The 19,703-nt window shown below is 57.3% G+C and carries 19 protein-coding genes; 11 read left to right on the forward strand and 8 right to left on the reverse strand.

Annotation, left to right across the window (positions count from 1 at the left end; all coding sequences use genetic code 11):
• Positions 1-1,832: carbamoyl-phosphate synthase large subunit (carB, locus tag GKAS_RS16940; RefSeq protein ID WP_035896002.1), on the forward strand; the 1,832-nt coding region annotated here is incomplete at its 5' end.
• A gap of 59 nt (positions 1,833-1,891) precedes the next feature.
• Here carB and celB read toward each other — a convergent pair.
• The 3 genes from celB to GKAS_RS16955 are packed head-to-tail and all read right to left on the reverse strand — an operon-like array spanning position 1,892 to position 4,917.
• Positions 1,892-3,241 carry a PTS cellobiose transporter subunit IIC gene (gene celB, locus GKAS_RS16945; RefSeq protein ID WP_035896004.1) on the reverse strand — a complete coding sequence of 450 codons (1,350 nt, stop codon included), beginning with the start codon at positions 3,239-3,241 and terminating at the stop codon, positions 1,892-1,894.
• A gap of 49 nt (positions 3,242-3,290) precedes the next feature.
• The gene (locus GKAS_RS16950) at positions 3,291-4,595 is read right to left on the reverse strand and encodes a 6-phospho-beta-glucosidase (protein ID WP_035896006.1); all 1,305 of its coding nucleotides are present in this window, start codon (positions 4,593-4,595) and stop codon (positions 3,291-3,293) included.
• Between the two features lie 16 nt (positions 4,596-4,611).
• Positions 4,612-4,917 (reverse strand): PTS sugar transporter subunit IIB, encoded by a 306-nt coding sequence (locus GKAS_RS16955; protein WP_035896007.1) that lies wholly within the window; start codon positions 4,915-4,917, stop codon positions 4,612-4,614.
• A 272-nt stretch (positions 4,918-5,189) separates the two neighbouring features.
• Here GKAS_RS16955 and GKAS_RS16960 point away from each other — a divergent pair, with 272 nt between their 5' ends.
• Positions 5,190-6,269, forward strand: coding sequence for a MurR/RpiR family transcriptional regulator (locus GKAS_RS16960; protein ID WP_051910786.1), 1,080 nt, complete (start codon positions 5,190-5,192; stop codon positions 6,267-6,269).
• A 57-nt stretch (positions 6,270-6,326) separates the two neighbouring features.
• On the opposite strand, the gene GKAS_RS16965 is transcribed toward GKAS_RS16960, so the two are convergent.
• The gene (locus GKAS_RS16965) at positions 6,327-7,547 is read right to left on the reverse strand and encodes an amino acid deaminase (protein WP_035896009.1); all 1,221 of its coding nucleotides are present in this window, start codon (positions 7,545-7,547) and stop codon (positions 6,327-6,329) included.
• Positions 7,548-7,749: 202 nt separating this feature from the next.
• Between GKAS_RS16965 and GKAS_RS16970 the strand changes: the two genes are divergently transcribed.
• Complete coding sequence (locus GKAS_RS16970; protein WP_035896011.1) at positions 7,750-9,207, forward strand: N-acyl-D-amino-acid deacylase family protein; 1,458 nt, start codon at positions 7,750-7,752, stop codon at positions 9,205-9,207.
• Positions 9,207-9,602 carry a RidA family protein gene (locus GKAS_RS16975; RefSeq protein ID WP_035896012.1) on the forward strand — a complete coding sequence of 132 codons (396 nt, stop codon included), beginning with the start codon at positions 9,207-9,209 and terminating at the stop codon, positions 9,600-9,602. The genes GKAS_RS16970 and GKAS_RS16975 overlap by 1 nt, the downstream gene beginning before the upstream one ends.
• A 29-nt stretch (positions 9,603-9,631) precedes the next feature.
• On the opposite strand, the gene GKAS_RS16980 is transcribed toward GKAS_RS16975, so the two are convergent.
• The gene (locus GKAS_RS16980; protein WP_035896014.1) at positions 9,632-10,495 is read right to left on the reverse strand and encodes a MurR/RpiR family transcriptional regulator; all 864 of its coding nucleotides are present in this window, start codon (positions 10,493-10,495) and stop codon (positions 9,632-9,634) included.
• A 181-nt stretch (positions 10,496-10,676) separates the two neighbouring features.
• Between GKAS_RS16980 and GKAS_RS16985 the strand changes: the two genes are divergently transcribed.
• Complete coding sequence (locus GKAS_RS16985) at positions 10,677-10,910, forward strand: YgdI/YgdR family lipoprotein (RefSeq protein WP_035896033.1); 234 nt, start codon at positions 10,677-10,679, stop codon at positions 10,908-10,910.
• 48 nt (positions 10,911-10,958) lie between these two features.
• Here the strand turns inward: GKAS_RS16985 and GKAS_RS16990 are convergent, their stop codons facing one another.
• The 3 genes from GKAS_RS16990 to idnO are packed head-to-tail and all read right to left on the reverse strand — an operon-like array spanning position 10,959 to position 12,733.
• Positions 10,959-11,426: a NanQ anomerase/TabA/YiaL family protein gene (locus tag GKAS_RS16990; protein ID WP_035896015.1), complete on the reverse strand. Its 468-nt coding sequence runs from the start codon at positions 11,424-11,426 to the stop codon at positions 10,959-10,961.
• The gene (locus tag GKAS_RS16995) at positions 11,423-11,953 is read right to left on the reverse strand and encodes a gluconokinase (RefSeq protein ID WP_035896017.1); all 531 of its coding nucleotides are present in this window, start codon (positions 11,951-11,953) and stop codon (positions 11,423-11,425) included. Before GKAS_RS16995 ends, GKAS_RS16990 begins: the two co-directional genes overlap by 4 nt.
• Before the next feature lie 15 nt (positions 11,954-11,968).
• Positions 11,969-12,733, reverse strand: a complete 765-nt coding sequence (gene idnO / locus GKAS_RS17000; RefSeq protein WP_035896019.1) for a gluconate 5-dehydrogenase — start codon at positions 12,731-12,733, stop codon at positions 11,969-11,971.
• 253 nt (positions 12,734-12,986) lie between these two features.
• Here idnO and GKAS_RS17005 point away from each other — a divergent pair, with 253 nt between their 5' ends.
• The 6 genes from GKAS_RS17005 to folA all read left to right on the forward strand — a co-directional run bounded on the left by GKAS_RS17005 (position 12,987) and on the right by folA (position 19,645).
• Positions 12,987-13,979, forward strand: a complete 993-nt coding sequence (locus tag GKAS_RS17005) for a LacI family DNA-binding transcriptional regulator (RefSeq protein ID WP_035896021.1) — start codon at positions 12,987-12,989, stop codon at positions 13,977-13,979.
• A gap of 197 nt (positions 13,980-14,176) precedes the next feature.
• Entirely contained in the window at positions 14,177-15,127 is a 951-nt protein-coding gene (locus GKAS_RS17010) for a 2-hydroxyacid dehydrogenase (protein ID WP_035896023.1), read from the forward strand.
• Positions 15,128-15,183: 56 nt separating this feature from the next.
• A complete protein-coding gene (locus GKAS_RS17015) occupies positions 15,184-16,494 on the forward strand; it encodes an MFS transporter (RefSeq protein WP_035896025.1) in 1,311 nt (436 codons plus the stop codon).
• Between the two features lie 120 nt (positions 16,495-16,614).
• Positions 16,615-17,148 carry a glutathione-regulated potassium-efflux system oxidoreductase KefF gene (kefF, locus tag GKAS_RS17020; RefSeq protein WP_035896026.1) on the forward strand — a complete coding sequence of 178 codons (534 nt, stop codon included), beginning with the start codon at positions 16,615-16,617 and terminating at the stop codon, positions 17,146-17,148.
• Positions 17,141-19,009 (forward strand): glutathione-regulated potassium-efflux system protein KefC, encoded by a 1,869-nt coding sequence (gene kefC / locus GKAS_RS17025; protein WP_035896028.1) that lies wholly within the window; start codon positions 17,141-17,143, stop codon positions 19,007-19,009. The genes kefF and kefC overlap by 8 nt, the downstream gene beginning before the upstream one ends.
• A gap of 156 nt (positions 19,010-19,165) precedes the next feature.
• Positions 19,166-19,645, forward strand: a complete 480-nt coding sequence (gene folA / locus GKAS_RS17030; protein WP_035896030.1) for a type 3 dihydrofolate reductase — start codon at positions 19,166-19,168, stop codon at positions 19,643-19,645.
• The last annotated feature ends 58 nt before the right edge of the window (positions 19,646-19,703 follow it).

The following is a 19,703-nucleotide window of genomic DNA, read 5'->3' on the forward strand; positions in this document are numbered from 1 at the left end:
AGATTGAAGAGCTGGTACGTCTGGAAGAGAAAGTGGCGGAAGTGGGCATCAACGGCCTCGACGCTGACTTCCTGTTCCACCTGAAACGCAAGGGCTTTGCCGATGCGCGTCTGGCAAAACTGGCGGGCGTCCGCGAAGCGGAAATCCGTAAGCTGCGTGACCAGTACAACCTGCACCCGGTCTACAAGCGTGTGGACACCTGTGCGGCGGAATTTGCTACCGACACCGCTTACATGTACTCCACCTATGAAGAAGAGTGCGAGTCCAATCCGTCCGTAGACCGCGATAAAATCATGGTCCTCGGCGGCGGCCCGAACCGTATCGGTCAGGGTATCGAATTTGACTACTGCTGCGTACACGCCTCGCTGGCGCTGCGCGAAGACGGTTACGAGACCATCATGGTCAACTGTAACCCGGAAACCGTCTCTACCGACTATGACACTTCCGACCGCCTGTACTTCGAGCCGGTAACCCTGGAAGACGTGCTGGAAATCGTGCGCATCGAGAAGCCGAAGGGCGTTATCGTACAGTACGGCGGCCAGACCCCGCTGAAGCTGGCGCGTGAACTGGAAGCCGCAGGCGTACCGGTTATCGGCACCAGCCCGGATGCCATCGACCGTGCAGAAGACCGTGAGCGCTTCCAGCATGCGGTTGACCGTCTGAAGCTGAAACAGCCAGCCAACGCCACCGTGACCGCGATTGAACAAGCGGTTGAGAAGGCAAAAGAGATTGGCTACCCGCTGGTGGTACGTCCGTCCTACGTTCTCGGCGGTCGTGCGATGGAAATCGTCTACGACGAAGCCGACCTTAAGCGCTACTTCCAGACCGCCGTCAGCGTTTCAAACGACGCGCCGGTGCTGCTGGACCGCTTCCTCGACGATGCGATTGAAGTCGACGTCGACGCTATCTGCGACGGCGAAATGGTGCTGATTGGCGGCATCATGGAGCACATCGAGCAGGCTGGCGTTCACTCCGGTGACTCCGCGTGTTCCCTGCCAGCCTACACTCTGAGCCAGGAAATTCAGGACGTGATGCGTGAGCAGGTGCAGAAGCTGGCCTTCGAGCTGCAGGTTCGCGGCCTGATGAACGTGCAGTTCGCGGTGAAAGACAACGAAGTCTACCTGATTGAAGTCAACCCGCGTGCGGCGCGTACCGTACCGTTCGTCTCCAAAGCAACCGGCGTACCGCTGGCGAAAGTGGCGGCGCGCGTGATGGCAGGGAAAACCCTGAAGCAGCAGGGCGTGACCGAAGAAATCATCCCACCGTACTACTCGGTGAAAGAAGTGGTGCTGCCGTTCAACAAATTCCCAGGCGTTGACCCACTGTTAGGGCCAGAAATGCGCTCTACCGGGGAAGTGATGGGCGTGGGCCGTACCTTCGCGGAAGCGTTCGCTAAGGCACAGCTTGGCAGTAACTCCACCATGAAGAAACAGGGCCGTGCGCTGCTCTCCGTTCGCGAAGGCGACAAAGAGCGCGTGGTTGACCTGGCCGCTAAGCTGCTGAAACAAGGCTTCGAGCTGGATGCAACCCACGGTACCGCGATTGTACTGGGTGAAGCGGGTATCAACCCACGCCTGGTGAACAAGGTACATGAAGGTCGTCCGCACATTCAGGACCGTATCAAGAATGGCGAATACACCTACATCATCAACACCACCGCCGGTCGTCAGGCGATTGAAGACTCCAAGCTGATTCGCCGCAGCGCGCTGCAGTACAAGGTGCATTACGACACCACCCTGAACGGCGGCTTCGCGACGGCAATGGCGCTGAATGCGGACGCGAAAGACAAAGTCACTTCCGTACAGGAAATGCACGCACAGATTAAAAAATAAGTGCGAGTAATAAAATAAAACGCCGGGCAGATGCCCGGCGTTTTTGTTTTGTATCCTGGTTACTGCTCCGTTGCTGGCATCGCCGCGGTGGTCTGCTGCGACTTACTGGCCTGCTCTTCGCGGAATTTCAGGTTATCCCAGATGCGGAAGAATGGGTAATACATCACCAGCGAAATCCCGAGGTTGACGATTTGCAGCACCGAACCGGAGATATGCCCGCCGGTCGCCAGGTATCCACTGACCACAATCGGCGTCGTGAACGGCAGCGCAATTCCGGCCGGTTTGGCCACTAAACCGGTGGTCATCGCCACGTAGGAGACAATCACCAGCACCACCGGCGTCAGGATAAACGGCACCACCAGGTACGGGTTCATCACAATCGGAATACCAAATACCATCGGCTCGCTGATGTTAAACAGGCTGCCCGGTGCGGCAATTTTACCGAGCTGCTTCATCTGCACGCTGCGGCTGCGGAGGATCATAAAGATAACCAGCCCTAACAGCGCCCCGGTACCACCCGGCGCAATCCACAGGTCGTAGAACTGCTGGGTGATAATGTGGGGAATAGGCAGGCCGTTCTGAAACGCTTCCAGGTTTTCGGACATGTTGCTGAGCCAGACCGGGCGGATAAACACCAGTACGATGGTGTCGCCGTGCAGGCCGAGCATCCACAGAATGCCAATCAGCAGCACCGAAATAATCATCCCCGGCAGCGAGCCGCCGACGTGGCTCATCGGAATACCAACCAGCTCGGTAATCATGGTGTTGATATCGCCAAACGGCGTTGCTTCTACCAGCAGACGCAGCGCCAGCACCACCGCCAGCACGCAGAAGCCCGGAATCAGCGCGAGGAAGGATTTTGCCACCGCCGGTGGAACGCCTTCCGGCATGCGAATAACCAGGTTGCGGTCGTTAACGAAGCGGTAAATTTCCGTTGAGAGCAGGGCAATCAGGATGGCCACGAACAATCCCTGGCTGCCAATCTGGCCCATCGGCATCACGCCTTTCACCAGCTGCGCCACATCGCTGCCCGCAGGGGTAAACATGATGTGCTGCGGAATGGTCATCACGAAAGCCACCAGAGAGACGGCCCCGGCGGTCAGCGGGTCGAGGGTGCGGTACTTCTCTGCCAGGCGGTAGGCGATACCGAAGCTGGAGATCAGCGCCATGATGTCGTAGGTCGCTTTCACCGGATAGAGCACTTTTTCCTGCCACGTTGGGCCGAAAAGCTCGGTCATCAGTGTGCCGTAACCCGGCACCGGCAGATAGGCGAAGATCAGGAAAAACGAGCCTATCAGCATAAACGGCATGTTCAGGATTATCCCGTCACGCACCGAAAGCACATGTTTTTGTCCGGCGATTTTGAGCGCGGTCGGTAAAACGTATTTATCTATTATCGACTTATTCACAGACACCCCCTGCCCGGCGCAGACGTTGCCGACCGGGCTATTGTTGTATTTATTGTTGGCTAAACTGCGGCAGCCACGCTTTATTGATGGTGAGTACTTCATCGACCAGCGCTGACGCCAGATTCACATCGGCGACCAGCGGGTTGGCGACCAGCGCCAGCAGCGCTTTTTGCTTATCGCCATATACGGCGGCATCAATGGTCAGACGCTCAAAATCCTTCACCTGCTGGGTCAGGCCGTTCATCAGCGGCGGCAGTTTGCCAAAGGCCAGCGGATGCGCGCCCAGCGCATCAATCAGGCAGTTGGTTTCTATCACCGCGTCGTCCGGCAGTCCTTGAATGGCACCGTTGTTGGCGGTGTTCACCACCATCTCAATGCCAAGATTGTTGTGCAGTGCGTTAATAAGCTGTACCGCCACTTCGGAGTAGAACGAACCGCCGCGCTGACTCAGCTCCTCTGGTTTCTTGTCCAGATGCGGGTCGGCGTACAGTTCGAACAGCGACGCTTCGACCTTCATCACCTGCTCGGCGCGGGTGCCTTTGTTATCGGCATCTGCCAGCTCGTCTTCCAGCATGGTGCGGGTCTGCCAGAAATAGCGGTGATACGGGCAGGGAATAGCGCGCAGCGCACGCAGTAGCTCCGGTGGCCACGGAATAGCCTTGATGTTGTTCATCGACAGCTGTTCGCCGTCGCATAGCATCCCGATAACCTCGTCGGTCGCATCGCGACCCGCGGCCAGCACCTGATGCACCCAAACCATATGATTCAGGCCAGCAAAGCGCAGCGAGACGTCGTCGTAAGGCAGCTTCAGCATGTCGGCAATCATGTGGTGCATAGTGACCGGCACGTTGCACAGGCCGATAATCTTCGCTTTGCTGTGGCGTGACACCGCTTCCGTCACAATGCCCGCCGGATTGGTGAAGTTGATGATCCATGCATTCGGCGCCAGACGTTCAACGCGTCTGGCGATATCCAGCATCACGGGAATCGTGCGCAGCGCTTTGGCGAAGCCACCCACGCCGGTGGTTTCCTGGCCCAGCAGCCTGTGACTTAAGCCCAGACGCTCATCGGCGGCGCGAGCCGGTAGCTGGCCTACGCGCAGTTGGGTGAGCACGAAGCTTGAGCCGGTAATCGCTTCATCGGCATCGAAGTGAACCGATACCTTCACCGACTCCAGACCGTTGCGGTCGAGCATGCGGCGGGAGAGGGCGGCGATAATCTCGACCTTTTCTCGACCCGCTTCGACATCAACCAGCGCCAGCTCCGCCATTGGCAGGGAGGCATGACGCGCAATTAATCCTTCAACCAGTTCCGGGGTGTAGCTGCTGCCCCCGCCAATCACGGTAATTTTCATTGTTCTCTCCGAGGCCTTAGGCCATCAGTTGGAGCGCTTTATCGAGCACGCGATCGCCGCGCATGGTGCCGTAATCCATCATGTCGATCACTTCGACCGGCTTGCCCCATGGCGCAGACAATTCACGCACACGAGAGAGTTCGAACTGCACCTGCGGGCCTAGCAGTACCACGTCGGCCTGCGGCAGCATGCTTTCGATTTCGGCAACCGGATAAGCGTTAATCTCGACCGCCAGCGCCCGCTTTTCGGCTTCGGCGCGCATCTTTTGCACCAGCATGCTGGTGGACATCCCGGCGGCGCAGCACAACATGATCTTTTTCATGACAACTTTTCCCTCACTTGAAAACATATTTCACACATTAGCCGTTTTACGTAGCATGTATGAAAATTATTTTCATGAGTGTGATCGGCGTTAAAATATTGCTTTACGGTATGTTATCCGCGTGAAAGTGTGATCAAAGTAAGAAAAACGAATAGTTGTCGCCCAAATGCCGAAGGCGTCAGCGTCAGTTGATCGAATGAATTGAAAAATAATTTCAATAAATTATGATGTTTTTAACGAGCAAAATTTGCCGACATTAGGACTCTCTGGTTATGGATATTGTTTATCAGCTGGTGAATGGGCTATCGGGTCTTCCTGCGCAGGAATCCCGGCTGGCGCGCTTTTTCCTCGATAATTTTGCCCAGATACCTGAGGCAAGTATTGAAGAGCTGGCGGCAAAGGCGGGCGTGAGTCCCGCGACGTTACAGCATTTCTCGCGCAGCATTGGCTGTGCCGACCTCAATGACTTTATTGGCCAGGTGCGCCATCAGCAGCAGGAGAATCGTTTGAAAACGACGGCGGCGCCGATGCTCGGTGACGCGGCATGGGTGGACACCGGTACGCTGCAAAAGCTGGCGAAAAACGCCGGCATTGGCAGCGAGATCCTCGATCGCTTCTCGCACTCCATCGGTCGCGACGGCAGCGATGACATTCTGAGCCTGATCCGCCAACGGCTACAGGACTTCAGCCAGCAGGAGTCCCGCGTCGCGCAGACTATCCTCAGCGACGTGGCGTTTGCGGCTTCGGCGACCATTGACCAACTGGCGACGGCGGCAGGGGTCAGCCCGGCGACCATCACCCGCTTTGCCCGCGCCGCGGGCTGCGACGATATTCGCGATTTGCGCATGAAGCTGGCGCAGGCCAGCGCCCCGGTTGCCAGCGGCGATATGCCGGGGCCGTGGCGTGAGCGGCTAAACCAGATCCAGTATTCGTTGAATGCGCAGCTTCACGAACTATCGCCAGCGGAGGTTGAGCGGGCGGCAAGCCTGCTTAAACAGGCGAAAGCGGTGCATATTTTCAGCGCCAGCACCGCCGATAACCCGTTCGCCAGCGTGTTGCAGTATCGTCTGCTGACGCAGGGGTATCCGGCCAATGTCTGCCAGGATCCGGCGTTAATGGGGATTACCGCCTCGATGCTTGGCGCTGGGCAGGTGCTGGTGGTCTTTGCCGGTACGCCGCCGGGCAGCGCGCTGATTGCCGCCGTACATCAGGCGCGCTGGGCAGGGGCGGATATCATCGTGATTGGCCAGCAGGAGAGCGCGCTCAGCCATCAACAAAACGTCACGCTACCGCTTAACGACGCGCGTTATGGGTCGCTGCTGATTGTCGATTTGATATGTGATTCGATGTAACTTCGGTATCGTTGCGCCCGGCCTGTAGCCCGGCCGAGCGCAGCGACGCCGGGGTTCTCAGAACGCCGTTTCTAACGTATCCAGCACGTTATACGCATCATCAACCAGCAGCAGCGCCTTCCATTTGTCGAACGTCAGGCAAGGGTGCGAAGTGCTGAATACCAGAATATCCCCCACCTTCACGTCAACGTCTGGTGCCAGCTTCAGCATGGCGTGCTGGTCCATAATGCCGGTGGTTTCAATGCTGTTTGCCGCCAATGTGACTGATTTCCCCGCACGATAATGGGCAACCGGCTGCGGTAACCCGGCATCAAACGCGCTGTCGCGCTTGCCGAAATTGACGATTGCCCGGCCGCTTTCTGGCACCGACTGCACCATTGCCACCAGTTCCAGCGCAGAAACCAGATCGCCGCCGAGGTCGCAGGCCGTCTGGTCGCGCGCGACGATCGCGTTCTGCGCTTCCAGATAGATCCCCGCATCGTGGGTGATATAGCAGCCAGGGCGGATCACCACCCGGCAGTTGGCCGGTTTCGGCTCGGCAAGCCAGACGTTACACACCACGTCATACCAGACGGAGCCTGCGCCGGTGAGGATAAACTCGCCCGTTACATAGCGTTCAAGCTGGCAGGCCAGCGCGGCGGCATCGCGCAGTAGCGCTTCCACTTTCGGCTGTGGGTTATCGCCGTGCAGCACGCCTTCATACAGCTCAAGGCCGCGCAGACGCAGCGCCGGTAAGGTGGCAACCTGCTCGGCAAGTGTGAGCGCCTGTTCTGCGGTTCGGCACCCGCAGCGGCCGCCCGGCACGCCCAGTTCCAGCAGAATATCCAGCGTCTGGTTTTGCGCGGCGAAGAACGCCGAGAGCGCACGGGCGTTATCGATACTATCGACGCAGCACAGGTAATCTACCGCCGGGTATTCCGTCTTGAGTCTGGCGATCAGCGCCATATTGGCCTTGCCGGCGAGCTGGTTCACCATCAGCACGCGTTGGATCCCGCTTCCCGCAGCAATACTTGCCTGCCAGGCGCTGCCCACGCCAATGGCCCAGGCTCCCGCTTGTTGCTGCTGTGAAAAGATCCACGGTGTCATGGTGGTTTTACCGTGCGGGGCGAGTGAGACACCGCGCGCATCGGCGTAGTGCTGCATCCACTGAATGTTGTTGGTTAGCGCCGTTTTTTTAATGACCGCGGCGGGTAGGCAAACGTCTTCATTGAGGATGTTTGTTGGGGTAAAAAGCGTTGCGGATTTGTGGGGTACGATGAGGCTTTCATGGTATTTCATAACATAAATCCTTCTGGTTTTTAGTTTATATCATGAATCTTTGATTGTTTATTTTATTGTAAATAAAGTGTTTTTATTGTTTTCGTTGATTTTTATGAATAAAAGTATCATTAATTAATGCATGTTTTGCGTAGTCTTTCACTGTTTTCAGCGCTTGTAAATGGTCAAATTCAAGGCAGGAAACGACAGGGGTAGAGAAGAGATGCAGTTCGATTATCTGTTCAGGAGCGTCACGGTTATCGACGGTAGCGGCGGCCCGCAGTATCGCGGCGATGTTGCCATCAAGGGCGATCGCATTGTGGAGATAGCGCCCGCCATCGACGGGCAGGCGCAGCATGAGATTGACGGCACGGGGCGCGTGTTGGCACCGGGGTTTATTGATGTTCACACCCACGACGACATTAACGTTATCCGCATGCCGGAGTACCTACCCAAAATCAGCCAGGGTGTGACTACGGTTATCGTCGGTAACTGCGGGATCAGCGCCGCAAGTGCGACGATCGCAGGCGACGTGCCGGATCCGATGAACCTACTGGGCAATGCGGAACAGTTTATCTACCCGACGGTTAACGCCTACGCCGACGCGGTCATGCAGGCGCGTCCGGCGGTGAACGTTGGCACGCTGGTCGGTCATACCGCGCTGCGCAATAACCAGATGGACTCGCTGTTTCGTCCGGCCAACTATCAAGAAATTCAAGCTATGCGCAGGCAGCTACGGTTGGCATTGCAGGAGGGCGCTTTAGGACTCAGCACCGGGCTAGCCTATGCCTCCGCCTTCCAGTCGACGACCGAAGAGGTGATGGCGCTGGCGGAAGAGCTGGCGGCGGAAAATGGGATTTATACCACCCATCTTCGCTCAGAGTTTGAACCCATTCTCGACGCGCTTGATGAAGCGTTCCGGATTGGCCGCCACGGCAAGGTGCCGGTGGTGGTCTCGCACCACAAATGCGCGGGGGCGAATAACTGGGGGCGCACCGTGGAAACCCTGGCGCTGTTCGATAACGTCCGCCAGCAGCAGGACGTTTCCTGCGACTGCTATCCGTATTCCGCCAGTTCATCGACGCTGGATATGAAGCAGATTACCGCCGATTTTGACATCGTTATCACCTGGTCGACGCCGCACCCGGAGATGGCCGGGCGGACCTTAAAGCAGATTGCGCAAAGCTGGTCGCTTACGCTGGAAGAGGCGGGCAAGCGGTTGATGCCTGCTGGCGCGATTTACTACAACATGGACGAGCAGGACGTGCAGCGGGTGCTGCGCTATCCGTTGACCATGGTGGGTTCGGACGGTTTACCGAATGATCCGATGCCGCATCCTCGCCTGTGGGGCGCGTTCCCACGCGTGCTGGGGCACTACAGCCGCGATGAAAAACTGTTCCCGCTTACCGTCGCGGTGCACAAGATGACCGGCCTGTCGGCGGCACGTTTTCAGCTCACCGACCGCGGGCTCATCAAGCGCGGCTATTTTGCCGATCTGGTGCTGTTTGACCCAGAAACTATCCGCGATGTCGCAAGCTTCAGCGACCCACAGCAGCCCGCCGCCGGTATCGATGCGGTGATGGTCAACGGGGTGATGAGCTATGGGCAGAATTACCATGTTATCGGGCGCGCCGGGCGATTCTTACGCCGGTCAGCCGGAAAAATTAAGGAGCAGCAATAATGAGCATTAAACGTTATGGCGTCGGCGGCAGCACCGGCACCGGCGGGCAGTCTCTGCCGTTTGCCAAGGCCGTTGAGGCCGGAGGCTGGCTGTATGTGTCCGGGCAAACGCCGATGAAGGATGGTGAAGTGGTGGAGGGCGGCATTGTCGAGCAGTCGCGGCTGGCGATTCAGAACTGCGTGGATATTATGCAGGACGCGGGATACAGCCTGGCGGACGTGGTGCATGTGAAGGTGTATCTGACCGACGCGCGTTACTTTCAATCCTTTAACAAGGTATTCCGCGAGTTCTTTGCCGATCACCCACCGGCACGCGTGTGCTGCGTGGCGGATTTGGTGGTGGATTGTAAGGTTGAGGTGGATTTGACCTGTTACAACGCGGAACGGGTGAAGTAACTTGTGGGGTGGTGCGGGGAACCCCCGCGCTAATCCCCCAACGGCTGCCGGTCAGCCCCGCCCCGATGGCTATCCAGCGCCAGCTTAATCCGCCGCAGACGGTTTTTCGTCTCTGCCTTATTCACCACCGCCAATTCCGTCGCCAGCACGTCAACCATCGCCAGCATCGCGTAGCGCGAGGTGCTGGGCTTAAAGATGTAGTCGTTCTCCCGCACGATCAGCGGCAGTACCAAATCGGCGTTCTCGGCAAGCGGTGTGGCTTCTGGGGTAATGGCAATCACCTTCGCACCGTACTGACGCGCAATCGCCGCGCTCTCCACTACTTCCTGCGTATAGCCGCCGAGCGACAATGCCAGCACCACATCGTTTGGTGACACCGCCGAGCACATCATCCTCACCAGCAGCCCGTCGCTCTGGCTTACCACCGGTAGACCCAGACGGAACAGGCGGAACTGAACCTCCTGCGCGCAGATGGTGGAGCCGCCGCCCATGCCGATGGTGAGGATCTGACGTGCGCTGCTTAACCATTCGACCGCGCGGTGGAGCGCGTCGGGATCGAGCGCCCGGCGGTTCATCTCCAGCACGTTGATGATCGTCTCGTAGATCCCCTGTACCCCTTCCAGATCCGGCACATCGAGAATAAAGCGTTGCCCTACCGCCAGCGACTGAGCGAGCTTCACTTTTAGCTCGCGGACGTCTTTGCAGCCAATGGCGCGTGCAAAACGAGTGACCGATGCCTGGCTGGTGTTGGTCAACTTAGCCATTTCGGCAATTGGTAAGGTGGTCGCCGCCTGCACGTCATCAAGAATAAACTGGGCAATCCGCTTTTCGGTGGCGGTCAGCTCGACAAAGCGGTCGGTAATGCAGGAAATGATGTCGATGGAAACGGACATGGTAAGCCCCTGAAAATAAATAGCTGGTACTTTGTATCACAGAAGTCATGTGCCGGGGAAACGCGCGATAGTGGTGTAAATGCCGCTTCGGAGTGTTCTGGTTTCCCTCTCGCTTTCAGCCAGCTAACCTAAAATGGTTAGAGTGATAACGATTTTAGCTGAGAAGCAGGAGGGAAACATGATGCAATATAAGCGACTTACCGTAGCGATTCTGACGGCTGGCGCACTCTTTACCGTTGCTGGGTGTTCATCCAACCAGGCGTTGAAAACCACCGATGGGAAAACTATCGTGACCGACGGAAAACCACAGGTCGATGAGGATACCGGTCTGGTGTCGTATAAAAATGCCGAAACCGGGAAAACCGAACAGATCAACCGCGATCAGGTTCGGTCGATGGGTGAGCTCGATAACTAAACGTTATTCGTGGCCCCGCGAATGCCGTGCGGGGCCAGCGTATACCGCTTAAAGCAGGTCGCTATTGATTTTGACGATGATTTTACGCAGCGGCGCGCCCGCGCCAAGGCTGCTCATCGGGCGGTGTAGCTCGCCGGGGAAGACGATAGCAATCTCTTCCGGGTGCAGGTGAATCAGCGTTTCGCTGCTGATTTGTGTGCAGAAACCGATATCATGCGCGTCGTTAAACGCGCCGTCTTCGACAATCTCCAGCCCCTTATTCCCCGCACCAATAATCTCTTCGCCCTTCAGCACGATGTGAATATCAATATACTGGCGGTGGTACTCAGGGCGCTGTTCGGCAAGCGGTTTGCTTTCCCCTTCCACCACGTTGAAGAACAGGTTATCGCCATCGACGGTATATTTTCCCGGCGGTAGCGTATGCGGCTCTTGATTAATCACGGCGCGCAGCGCCTTGCGGATAGCCTGCGGATAAAAGGCGGTTTTCTCCGCGTTATGGAGCGTGTCGATAATCATGCCGTAACTCCCGATGTCGGTTGATGGGCTAAAAGGGTGAGCGAGCGGGCGACAATGCTCGGAACGTCGCCGGAAATATCGACCGGCAGAATGTCCGGCTCGTGGTCGTCCGGGGCTTCCAGCGCGGCAAACTGGCTTTGCAGCAGCGCTTCTGGCATAAAGTGGCCTTTGCGCGCCTGCATACGCCGCAAAATGCAGTCGTAGTCACCGGTCAGCCACAGAAAGCGCAGATGCGGATTACCCGCGCGTAGCTGGTCGCGATAGCGCTTTTTCAGCGCCGAGCAGACCAATACGCCGGACTCGTTTTTCTGTCCGAGGCTAAAGATCACATCGCCGATGCGCTCCAGCCACGGCTGGCGGTCGCTATCTTCCAGCGGCTGGCTGGCGGCCATTTTGACAATATTCGCCCGTGGGTGAAGGTCATCACCGTCGATAAATTTCGCGCCCAATGCCTGAGAAAGCGCCTGCCCAACGGTGGTTTTGCCGGTGCCGGAGACACCCATTAAAATAATGCACTGTCCTGCCATGGTTTTGCTCCCGACTCAGACGGCAACCAGCATGCCGCCGTCAACAAACAGCAGATGCCCATTCACAAAATCAGAGGCTTTCGACGACAGAAACACCGCCGCGCCAACCAGTTCCTGCGGGTCGCCCCAGCGGGCGGCTGGCGTACGTTTGCACAACCAGTCGGTAAAAGCTTTATCATCAACCAATGCCTGCGTCATGGCGGTTTTAAAGTAGCCCGGCGCGATACCGTTAACCTGAATGTTGTGGCGTGCCAGCTCTACGCACATCCCGCGGGTCAGCATTTTGACTGCGCCTTTGGCGGCGGCGTACGGGGTGATAGTGTCGCGCCCCAGTTCGCTCTGCATTGAACAGATATTGACGATTTTCCCCGCGCCGCGCGTCATCATGCGTTTGGCCACGGCCTGGGAAACCAGGAAAACGGCGGTCTGGTTCACGGCAATCACGTCGTTCCATTCTTTCACCGGGAACTCGGTGAACGGGTGGCGGCGCTGGATACCGGCGTTATTAAACAGTACGTCGATAGCGCCGATGCGCGCTTCAATATCGGCAACGGCGTTTTCCACCGACTCTGGGTCAGTGACGTTAAAGACCGCGGTATGCGCGACGGCGCCCTCGTCGCGGAGTTTCATCGCTGCCTGCTCGGCGCGTTCTGCGGAGATATCGTTGATGATGATTTCCGCGCCGTACTGGGCCAGCCCCTGGGCCATCACGTAGCCGATGCCCTGTCCGGAGCCGGTAATTAAAATGCGTTTGCCTTGCAGGCTGAATAAGTTGTTCATCACAGTGTCCTGTATTGCGAGCCGATGCGCTAAGAAGATGTTCCCTATCTCACGGTTTTTGCTCCGGTGAAACTGTGACGTAGATCACTCTCAGTTATGTTACAAAAAGGGGTTACAGCATGTGTGATCCTGAGGCGGAAAACAGGGTGAAAACCGCGCCATGCGGGGCTTTGACGGTGGGTTATCGCTTTCTCTTTTTTGTAACCTGCTGGCATAATAGGCCACAGGATTTCGGCAATGACGGGCAGGGCTCATGAAAGTACAACGCATCACGTTAGAGGATATCGCCGCGCTGGCGGGGGTAACCAAAATGACCGTCAGCCGCTATTTACGCACGCCTGAGAAGGTGAAGCCGGAAACCGCCGAGCGCATTGCCAGCGTGATTGAAGAGGTGGGCTACCAGCCAGATGCCGATAACCCCGCCATCAGCAGCAATGCCGCACCGCGCATTGGGGTGCTTGTTCCCTCCTTTAATAACCAGATTTTCTCCGACGTATTAGCGGGCATCGAATCGGTCACCACCGCCCACGGCTACCAGACGCTGGTGGTGAATTACGATTACGACAGCCAGCGTGAAGAAGAGCAGATTGCCACCGTGCTGGCGTTGAACGTTAAAGCGCTGCTGCTAACCGAATCCGTCCATACGCTGCGGGCAGAAAAATACCTGAAAGCCGCAAAAATTCCGGTTGCTGAGGTGATGGGCTTATCGGATAACGCAGACCGTATTAACGTAGGTTTTGATAATTACCGCGCCGGGCTGGATATGACCAACATGCTGCTGGCGAGCGGCAAAAAGCAGATTATCTATTTTGGCTCGATGTCGGATATTCGCGATGAGCAGCGCTATGCGGGCTACTGCCGGGCGATGGAGGAGGCGGGTCTGGCGGTCGGGCGCATTGCGCCAAACAAGGTCTCTTCGGTGTCGATTGGCACCGGCATGATGACCCTTGCCCGCCAGATGTATAAAGAGATGGATGCCATTCTCTGCACTAATGATGATCTTGCGGTTGGGGTGTTACAGGAGTGCATCGCTTCGGGTATCACGGTGCCGCAGGAGATGGCGATTGCCGGCTTCCACGGGCTGGAGATTGGCCAGGTGGTGAGCCCGCGTCTGGCGAGCGTATTGACCCCACGCTTTGAGATGGGTAAGGTCGCCACCGAGATTTTAATCAAGAAAATAAAAGGGTTACCGACTATTGAGAAGGTTGACCTGCACTATCGTTTATCGATGGGCGAAACCATCTGACCTTTGCACGCCACGTCGGCAATGTTATTCAATTGTTGCCATCCAGCCCGCATTCCAGCGGGCTTTTGCTTCCACGATCACGTCATCCGTAACACGGAGTTCTAACACGATCTGGCGTGATGCAGATCGCAAAATGACATCGTGAAAACCCGTTTGATAGGCGTAACAAATTTCTAAACGCTTAAACAGGGAACACGATGAATACTGCAAACCCAAACACGGTACTGTTGATTGCCCCGGTCGTAGACGGCCTGCTGGATAAACTCTCCACCGCTTTCCAGGTCTATCGCCTGTATGAACAGGCTGACCCGCAGGCTTTCTTGCGCGAAGTGGGCCATCAGGTGCAGGCGGTGGTCACCCGTGGTGATATCGGCGTCACCCGCGCCGTACTGGAGCAATTGCCGAACGCTGGGCTGGTGGCGGTGTTTGGTGTCGGTACCGATGCGGTGGATCTCGACTATACCCGCGCTCATGACATTGCCGTCACCATCACTTCTGGCGTGCTGACCAACGACGTTGCCGACCTGGCGATGGGGCTGCTGCTGGCGGGCGCACGTCAACTTTGCCAGGGCGACAAATTTGTTCGCGAAGGCAAATGGCTGAAACAAGGGCCGGGGCTGGCGACGCAGGTGAGCGGCAAACGTATCGGCATCTTCGGCATGGGCAATATCGGCCAGGCCATTGCTCGTCGCGCGAGTGGATTTGATATGGAGATCCTCTACACCGACCGCAAAAAGCTCAACCACGTGGATTATCAGTGGTGCGCCGACCTGCACACCCTGGCCCACGAAAGTGATTTCCTGGTGATTGCGGCTTCCGGCGGCGCGGCAAACCGTGGGCTTATCGATGCCAGCGTGTTTAACGTGATGCCAAAACACGCGTGGCTGATTAACATCGCGCGCGGCACCCTGGTAGATGAGAAAGCCCTGATTCACGCCCTGCAAAACGGCGTCATTGCCGGTGCGGGACTGGATGTGTATGAAGACGAACCGCACGTGCCTGAGGCGCTGATAGCGATGGATAACGTTGTGCTGCTGCCGCATGTGGCGAGCGCTACTCACGAAACGCGTCAGCGGATGAGCGAGGTGGTGTTCAATAACGTCGCCGCCTTCTTCAGCGATACGCCGCTACCGAATGCCATTGATTAATCATCGGCGCTTTTCGCCATGCTGAGCATGGCTCCCCTCGAGAGAGAGTATAAATAATGACTGAGAAAATACCTGGCACTCGCTGGCTGCGCATCATTGCGCCTGTTCTCATCGCGTGCATTATTTCGTTTATGGACCGGGTTAATATCAGCTTCGCCTTGCCCGGCGGTATGGAATCCGACCTGGGGATTACCAGCCAGATGGCGGGGGTGGCGAGCGGGATATTCTTTATTGGCTATCTCTTTTTGCAAATACCGGGCGGACGCATTGCGGTACACGGCAGCGGTAAGCGCTTTATCGCCTGGTCGCTGCTGGCCTGGGCGATTGTCTCGATTGCTACCGGCTTCGTGACGCACGAATATCAGCTGCTGGCGCTGCGCTTTATCCTCGGCGTGTCCGAGGGCGGCATGCTGCCGGTGGTGCTGACCATGGTCAGCAACTGGTTCCCGGAAAAAGAGATTGGTCGCGCTAACGCCTTTGTGATGATGTTCGCCCCGCTGGGCGGCATGCTCACCGCGCCGGTCTCCGGGGCGATTATCTCCGCGCTCGACTGGCGGTGGCTGTTTATCATCGAAGGGCTGCTGTCGTTTGTCGTACTGACGATATGGTGGCTGATGATCAGCGACCGCCCGGAAGAGGCGCGCTGGCTGCCGGAGCGTGAGCGTGAGTATCTGATTACCGCGTTAACCGCCGAGCGAGAGGCGCGACGTTCGGAAGCGCCGGTCAGCAATGCGCCGGTGCGGGAAGTGTTCCGCAACTCCGGATTGATGAAGCTGGTGCTGCTCAACTTCTTCTACCAGACCGGGGATTACGGCTACACGCTGTGGCTGCCGACTATCCTCAAAAACCTGACCGGCGCCAATATGGCAAGCGTGGGCGTGCTGGCTATCCTGCCGTTTATCGCTACGCTGGCGGGTATCTATATTATCTCCCTGTTCAGCGACCGTAGCGGGAAACGGCGCCTATGGGTTCGCTTCTCGCTCTACGGCTTTGCCGCCGCGCTGCTGGCTTCAGTGGTACTGCGTGATCATGTGGTGGCGGCCTATATCGCGCTGGTCGTGTGCGGCTTCTTCCTGAAAGCGGCGACCAGCCCGTTCTGGTCGATTCCGGGGCGTATCGCCATGCCGGAAGTGGCGGGCAGCGCACGCGGGGTGATCAACGGCCTGGGCAACCTGGGCGGCTTCTGCGGCCCGTATCTGGTCGGCGTGATGATCTACTTCTATGGCCAGAACGTGGCGGTATGTGCGCTGGCGGGCTCGCTGATTATTGCCGGGACCATCACCTTCTTCCTGCCGAAACACTGTGACCTGACCGCGTCATCTGACAAACCGCCGGTGGCGGATAAACCGGCCAATCAACCCTCCTGACCCTGCCGGGGCGTGGCCCTCACGCCCCCCAATTCCTGCGGTTGTGTGAACTGATCCTGTAAGTGTCATCATTAACTGTCTAAACTCAGGAATAAAATAATGAAGTAAGACAGGCGAAACATGATTCTTATTATTTATGCGCATCCTTATCCGCATCACTCGCATGCGAATAAACGGATGCTTGAGCAGGTAAGGACGCTCGACGGCGTTGAAATCCGTTCTCTCTATCACCTCTATCCCGATTTTAATATCGACGTTGCCGCCGAGCAGGAGGCGTTGTCTCGTGCCGATCTGGTGATTCTGCAACACCCAATGCAGTGGTATAGCACGCCGCCGCTGCTGAAGCTGTGGCTGGATAAAGTGCTGGCGCACGGCTGGGCCTACGGTCACGGTGGCACGGCGCTGCACGGTAAGAGCATCATGTGGGCGGTCACCACTGGCGGTGGCGAGAGCCACTTCGAAATTGGCTCGCATCCGGGGTTTGATGTTCTTGGGCAGCCGCTGGAGGCCACCGCGGTGTACTGCGGCATGAAATGGCTGCCGCCGTTTGCCGTGCACTGTACGTTTATTTGCGATGAAGAGACGCTGCAGGCGAAGGCACGACACTACAAACAACGGTTACTGGCCTGGCAGGAGGAGCACAACAATGGATAGCCATACGCTAATACAGGCGCTGATTTATCTCGGTTCCGCGGCGCTGATTGTGCCGATTGCCGTGCGTCTGGGCCTCGGTTCCGTGCTCGGCTACCTGATCGCCGGTTGCATTATCGGCCCTTGGGGGCTGCGTCTGGTGACCGATGCGGAGTCTATTCTGCACTTTGCCGAAATTGGCGTGGTGCTGATGCTGTTCGTGATTGGCCTTGAGCTTGACCCGCAGCGCCTGTGGAAACTGCGTGCCTCGGTGTTTGGCGGCGGGCTGTTGCAGATGGTGCTGTGCGGCGCGTTAATTGGCGTCTTCTGTATTTTCCTCGGCCTGCGCTGGCAGGTGGCGGAGCTTATTGGCATGACGCTGGCGTTATCGTCCACCGCGATTGCCATGCAGGCGATGAACGAACGTAACCTGACGGTGACGCAGGTGGGGCGCAGCGCCTTCGCCGTGCTGCTGTTCCAGGACATTGCCGCCATTCCGCTGGTGGCGATGATTCCGCTGCTGGCAACCAGCGGCGGTTCCACGACGCTCGGCGCGTTTGCGTTCTCGGCGCTGAAAGTGGCCGGTGCGCTGGCGCTGGTGGTGGTACTCGGACGTTATGTTACGCGACCGCTGTTACGCTTCGTGGCACGCTCTGGCCTGCGAGAAGTGTTCAGCGCCGTGGCCCTGTTCCTGGTCTTTGGCTTCGGTTTGCTGCTGGAAGAGGTCGGGCTGTCGATGGCGATGGGGGCGTTCCTCGCTGGGGTGCTGCTGGCGAGCTCGGAGTACCGTCACGCGCTGGAGAGCGATATCGAGCCGTTTAAAGGGCTGCTGCTGGGGCTGTTCTTTATCGGCGTAGGGATGTCCATCGACTTTGGTACGCTTATCCACAACCCACTGCGCATTATTACGCTGCTGGTTGGTTTCCTGGTCATTAAGTCAATTCTGCTGTGGCTGATTGCCAAACCGCTCCAGGTGCCGCGCTCGCAGCGCCTGTGGTTCGCGGCGCTGCTGGGGCAGGGGAGTGAGTTCGCCTTCGTGGTCTTTGGCGCTGCACAAATGGCTAACGTGCTGGACCCTGAATGGGCAAAAGCGCTGACGCTGGCGGTGGCGCTGTCGATGGCCGCTACGCCGATTCTGCTGGTGCTGCTGACCCGCCTTGAGAAACGCAACAGCGCGGGCGATGCGCGCGAAGCGGATGAAATCGATGAAGAACAGCCACGGGTGATCATCGCGGGCTTCGGGCGTTTTGGTCAGATTACCGGCCGTTTACTGCTGTCGAGCGGCGTGAAAATGGTGGTCCTCGACCACGATCCGGATCATGTCGATACGCTGCGTAAGTTCGATATGAAGGTGTTTTACGGCGATGCGACGCGGGCCGATCTGCTGGAATCGGCAGGGGCGGCGAAAGCGGAAGTATTGATTAACGCGATTGATGATCCGCAGGCAAGCCTTGAGCTGACCGAAGTGGCGAAAGAGCACTTCCCGAATCTGACGATTATTGCTCGTGCCCGCGACGTTGAGCACTACATCAAGCTGCGTCAGGCTGGGGTAGAGGCACCGGAGCGTGAAACTTTCGAAGGGGCGTTGAAATCGGGCCGTCAGGCGTTGGAATCGCTAGGACTTGGCGCCTATGAAGCGCGCGAGCGTGCCGACCTGTTCCGCCGTTTTAACATGCAGTTGATGGATGAAATGGTCGAGATGGCGGAAAACGATGATACGTCACGGGCGGCGGCGTTTAAACGTACCAGCGCCATGCTGACCGAGATTATCAACGAAGATCGCAACCATTTGTCGGTGATTCAGCGTCACGGTTGGCAAGGAACGGAAGAAGGAAAGCACAGCGGCAACCCGGAAGATGAGCCGGAAGTAAAACCAACGCTGTAATGTTGTATTAGGTGTAATGCTGGCTGTCCACTTATCCACCGTGGACTTGCCAGCAAAACGAAAAATTTTCTTATTCTTTACCTGGCTGCCAGTCGACGAAAGATTAAGCTTTCCGTATAGTGGCGACAATTTTTTTTCGTATCTGGGACACACTCAATGATCAGTCTGATTGCTGCGCTAGCGGTAGATCGCGTTATCGGTATGGAAAACGCCATGCCCTGGGACCTGCCAGCCGATCTGGCCTGGTTTAAACGTAACACCTTAAACAAACCTGTGGTGATGGGCCGCCTGACCTGGGAGTCCATCGGACGCCCGTTGCCGGGCCGTAAGAACATCGTCATCAGCAGCCAACCGGGCACTGACGATCGCGTACAGTGGGTGAAATCGGTGGATGAAGCGATCGCTGCCTGTGGCGACGTGGAAGAGATTATGGTGATTGGCGGTGGTCGTGTGTACGAGCAGTTCCTGCCAAAAGCGCAGAAGCTGTATCTGACGCACATTGATGCGGAAGTCGAAGGCGACACCCATTTCCCTGATTACGACCCAGACCAGTGGGAGTCGGTGTTCAGCGAGTTCCATGATGCTGATGAGCAGAACTCTCATAGCTACTGCTTTGAGGTGCTTGAGCGTCGTTAAGACCGAGCCTTCCCGGCGGCGCTTCGCCTGGCCGGGCTACTAAAATAAAAAACGCCGG

The organism is Kluyvera ascorbata ATCC 33433, assembly GCF_000735365.1.
Taxonomy (GTDB): Bacteria; Pseudomonadota; Gammaproteobacteria; order Enterobacterales; family Enterobacteriaceae; genus Kluyvera; species Kluyvera ascorbata.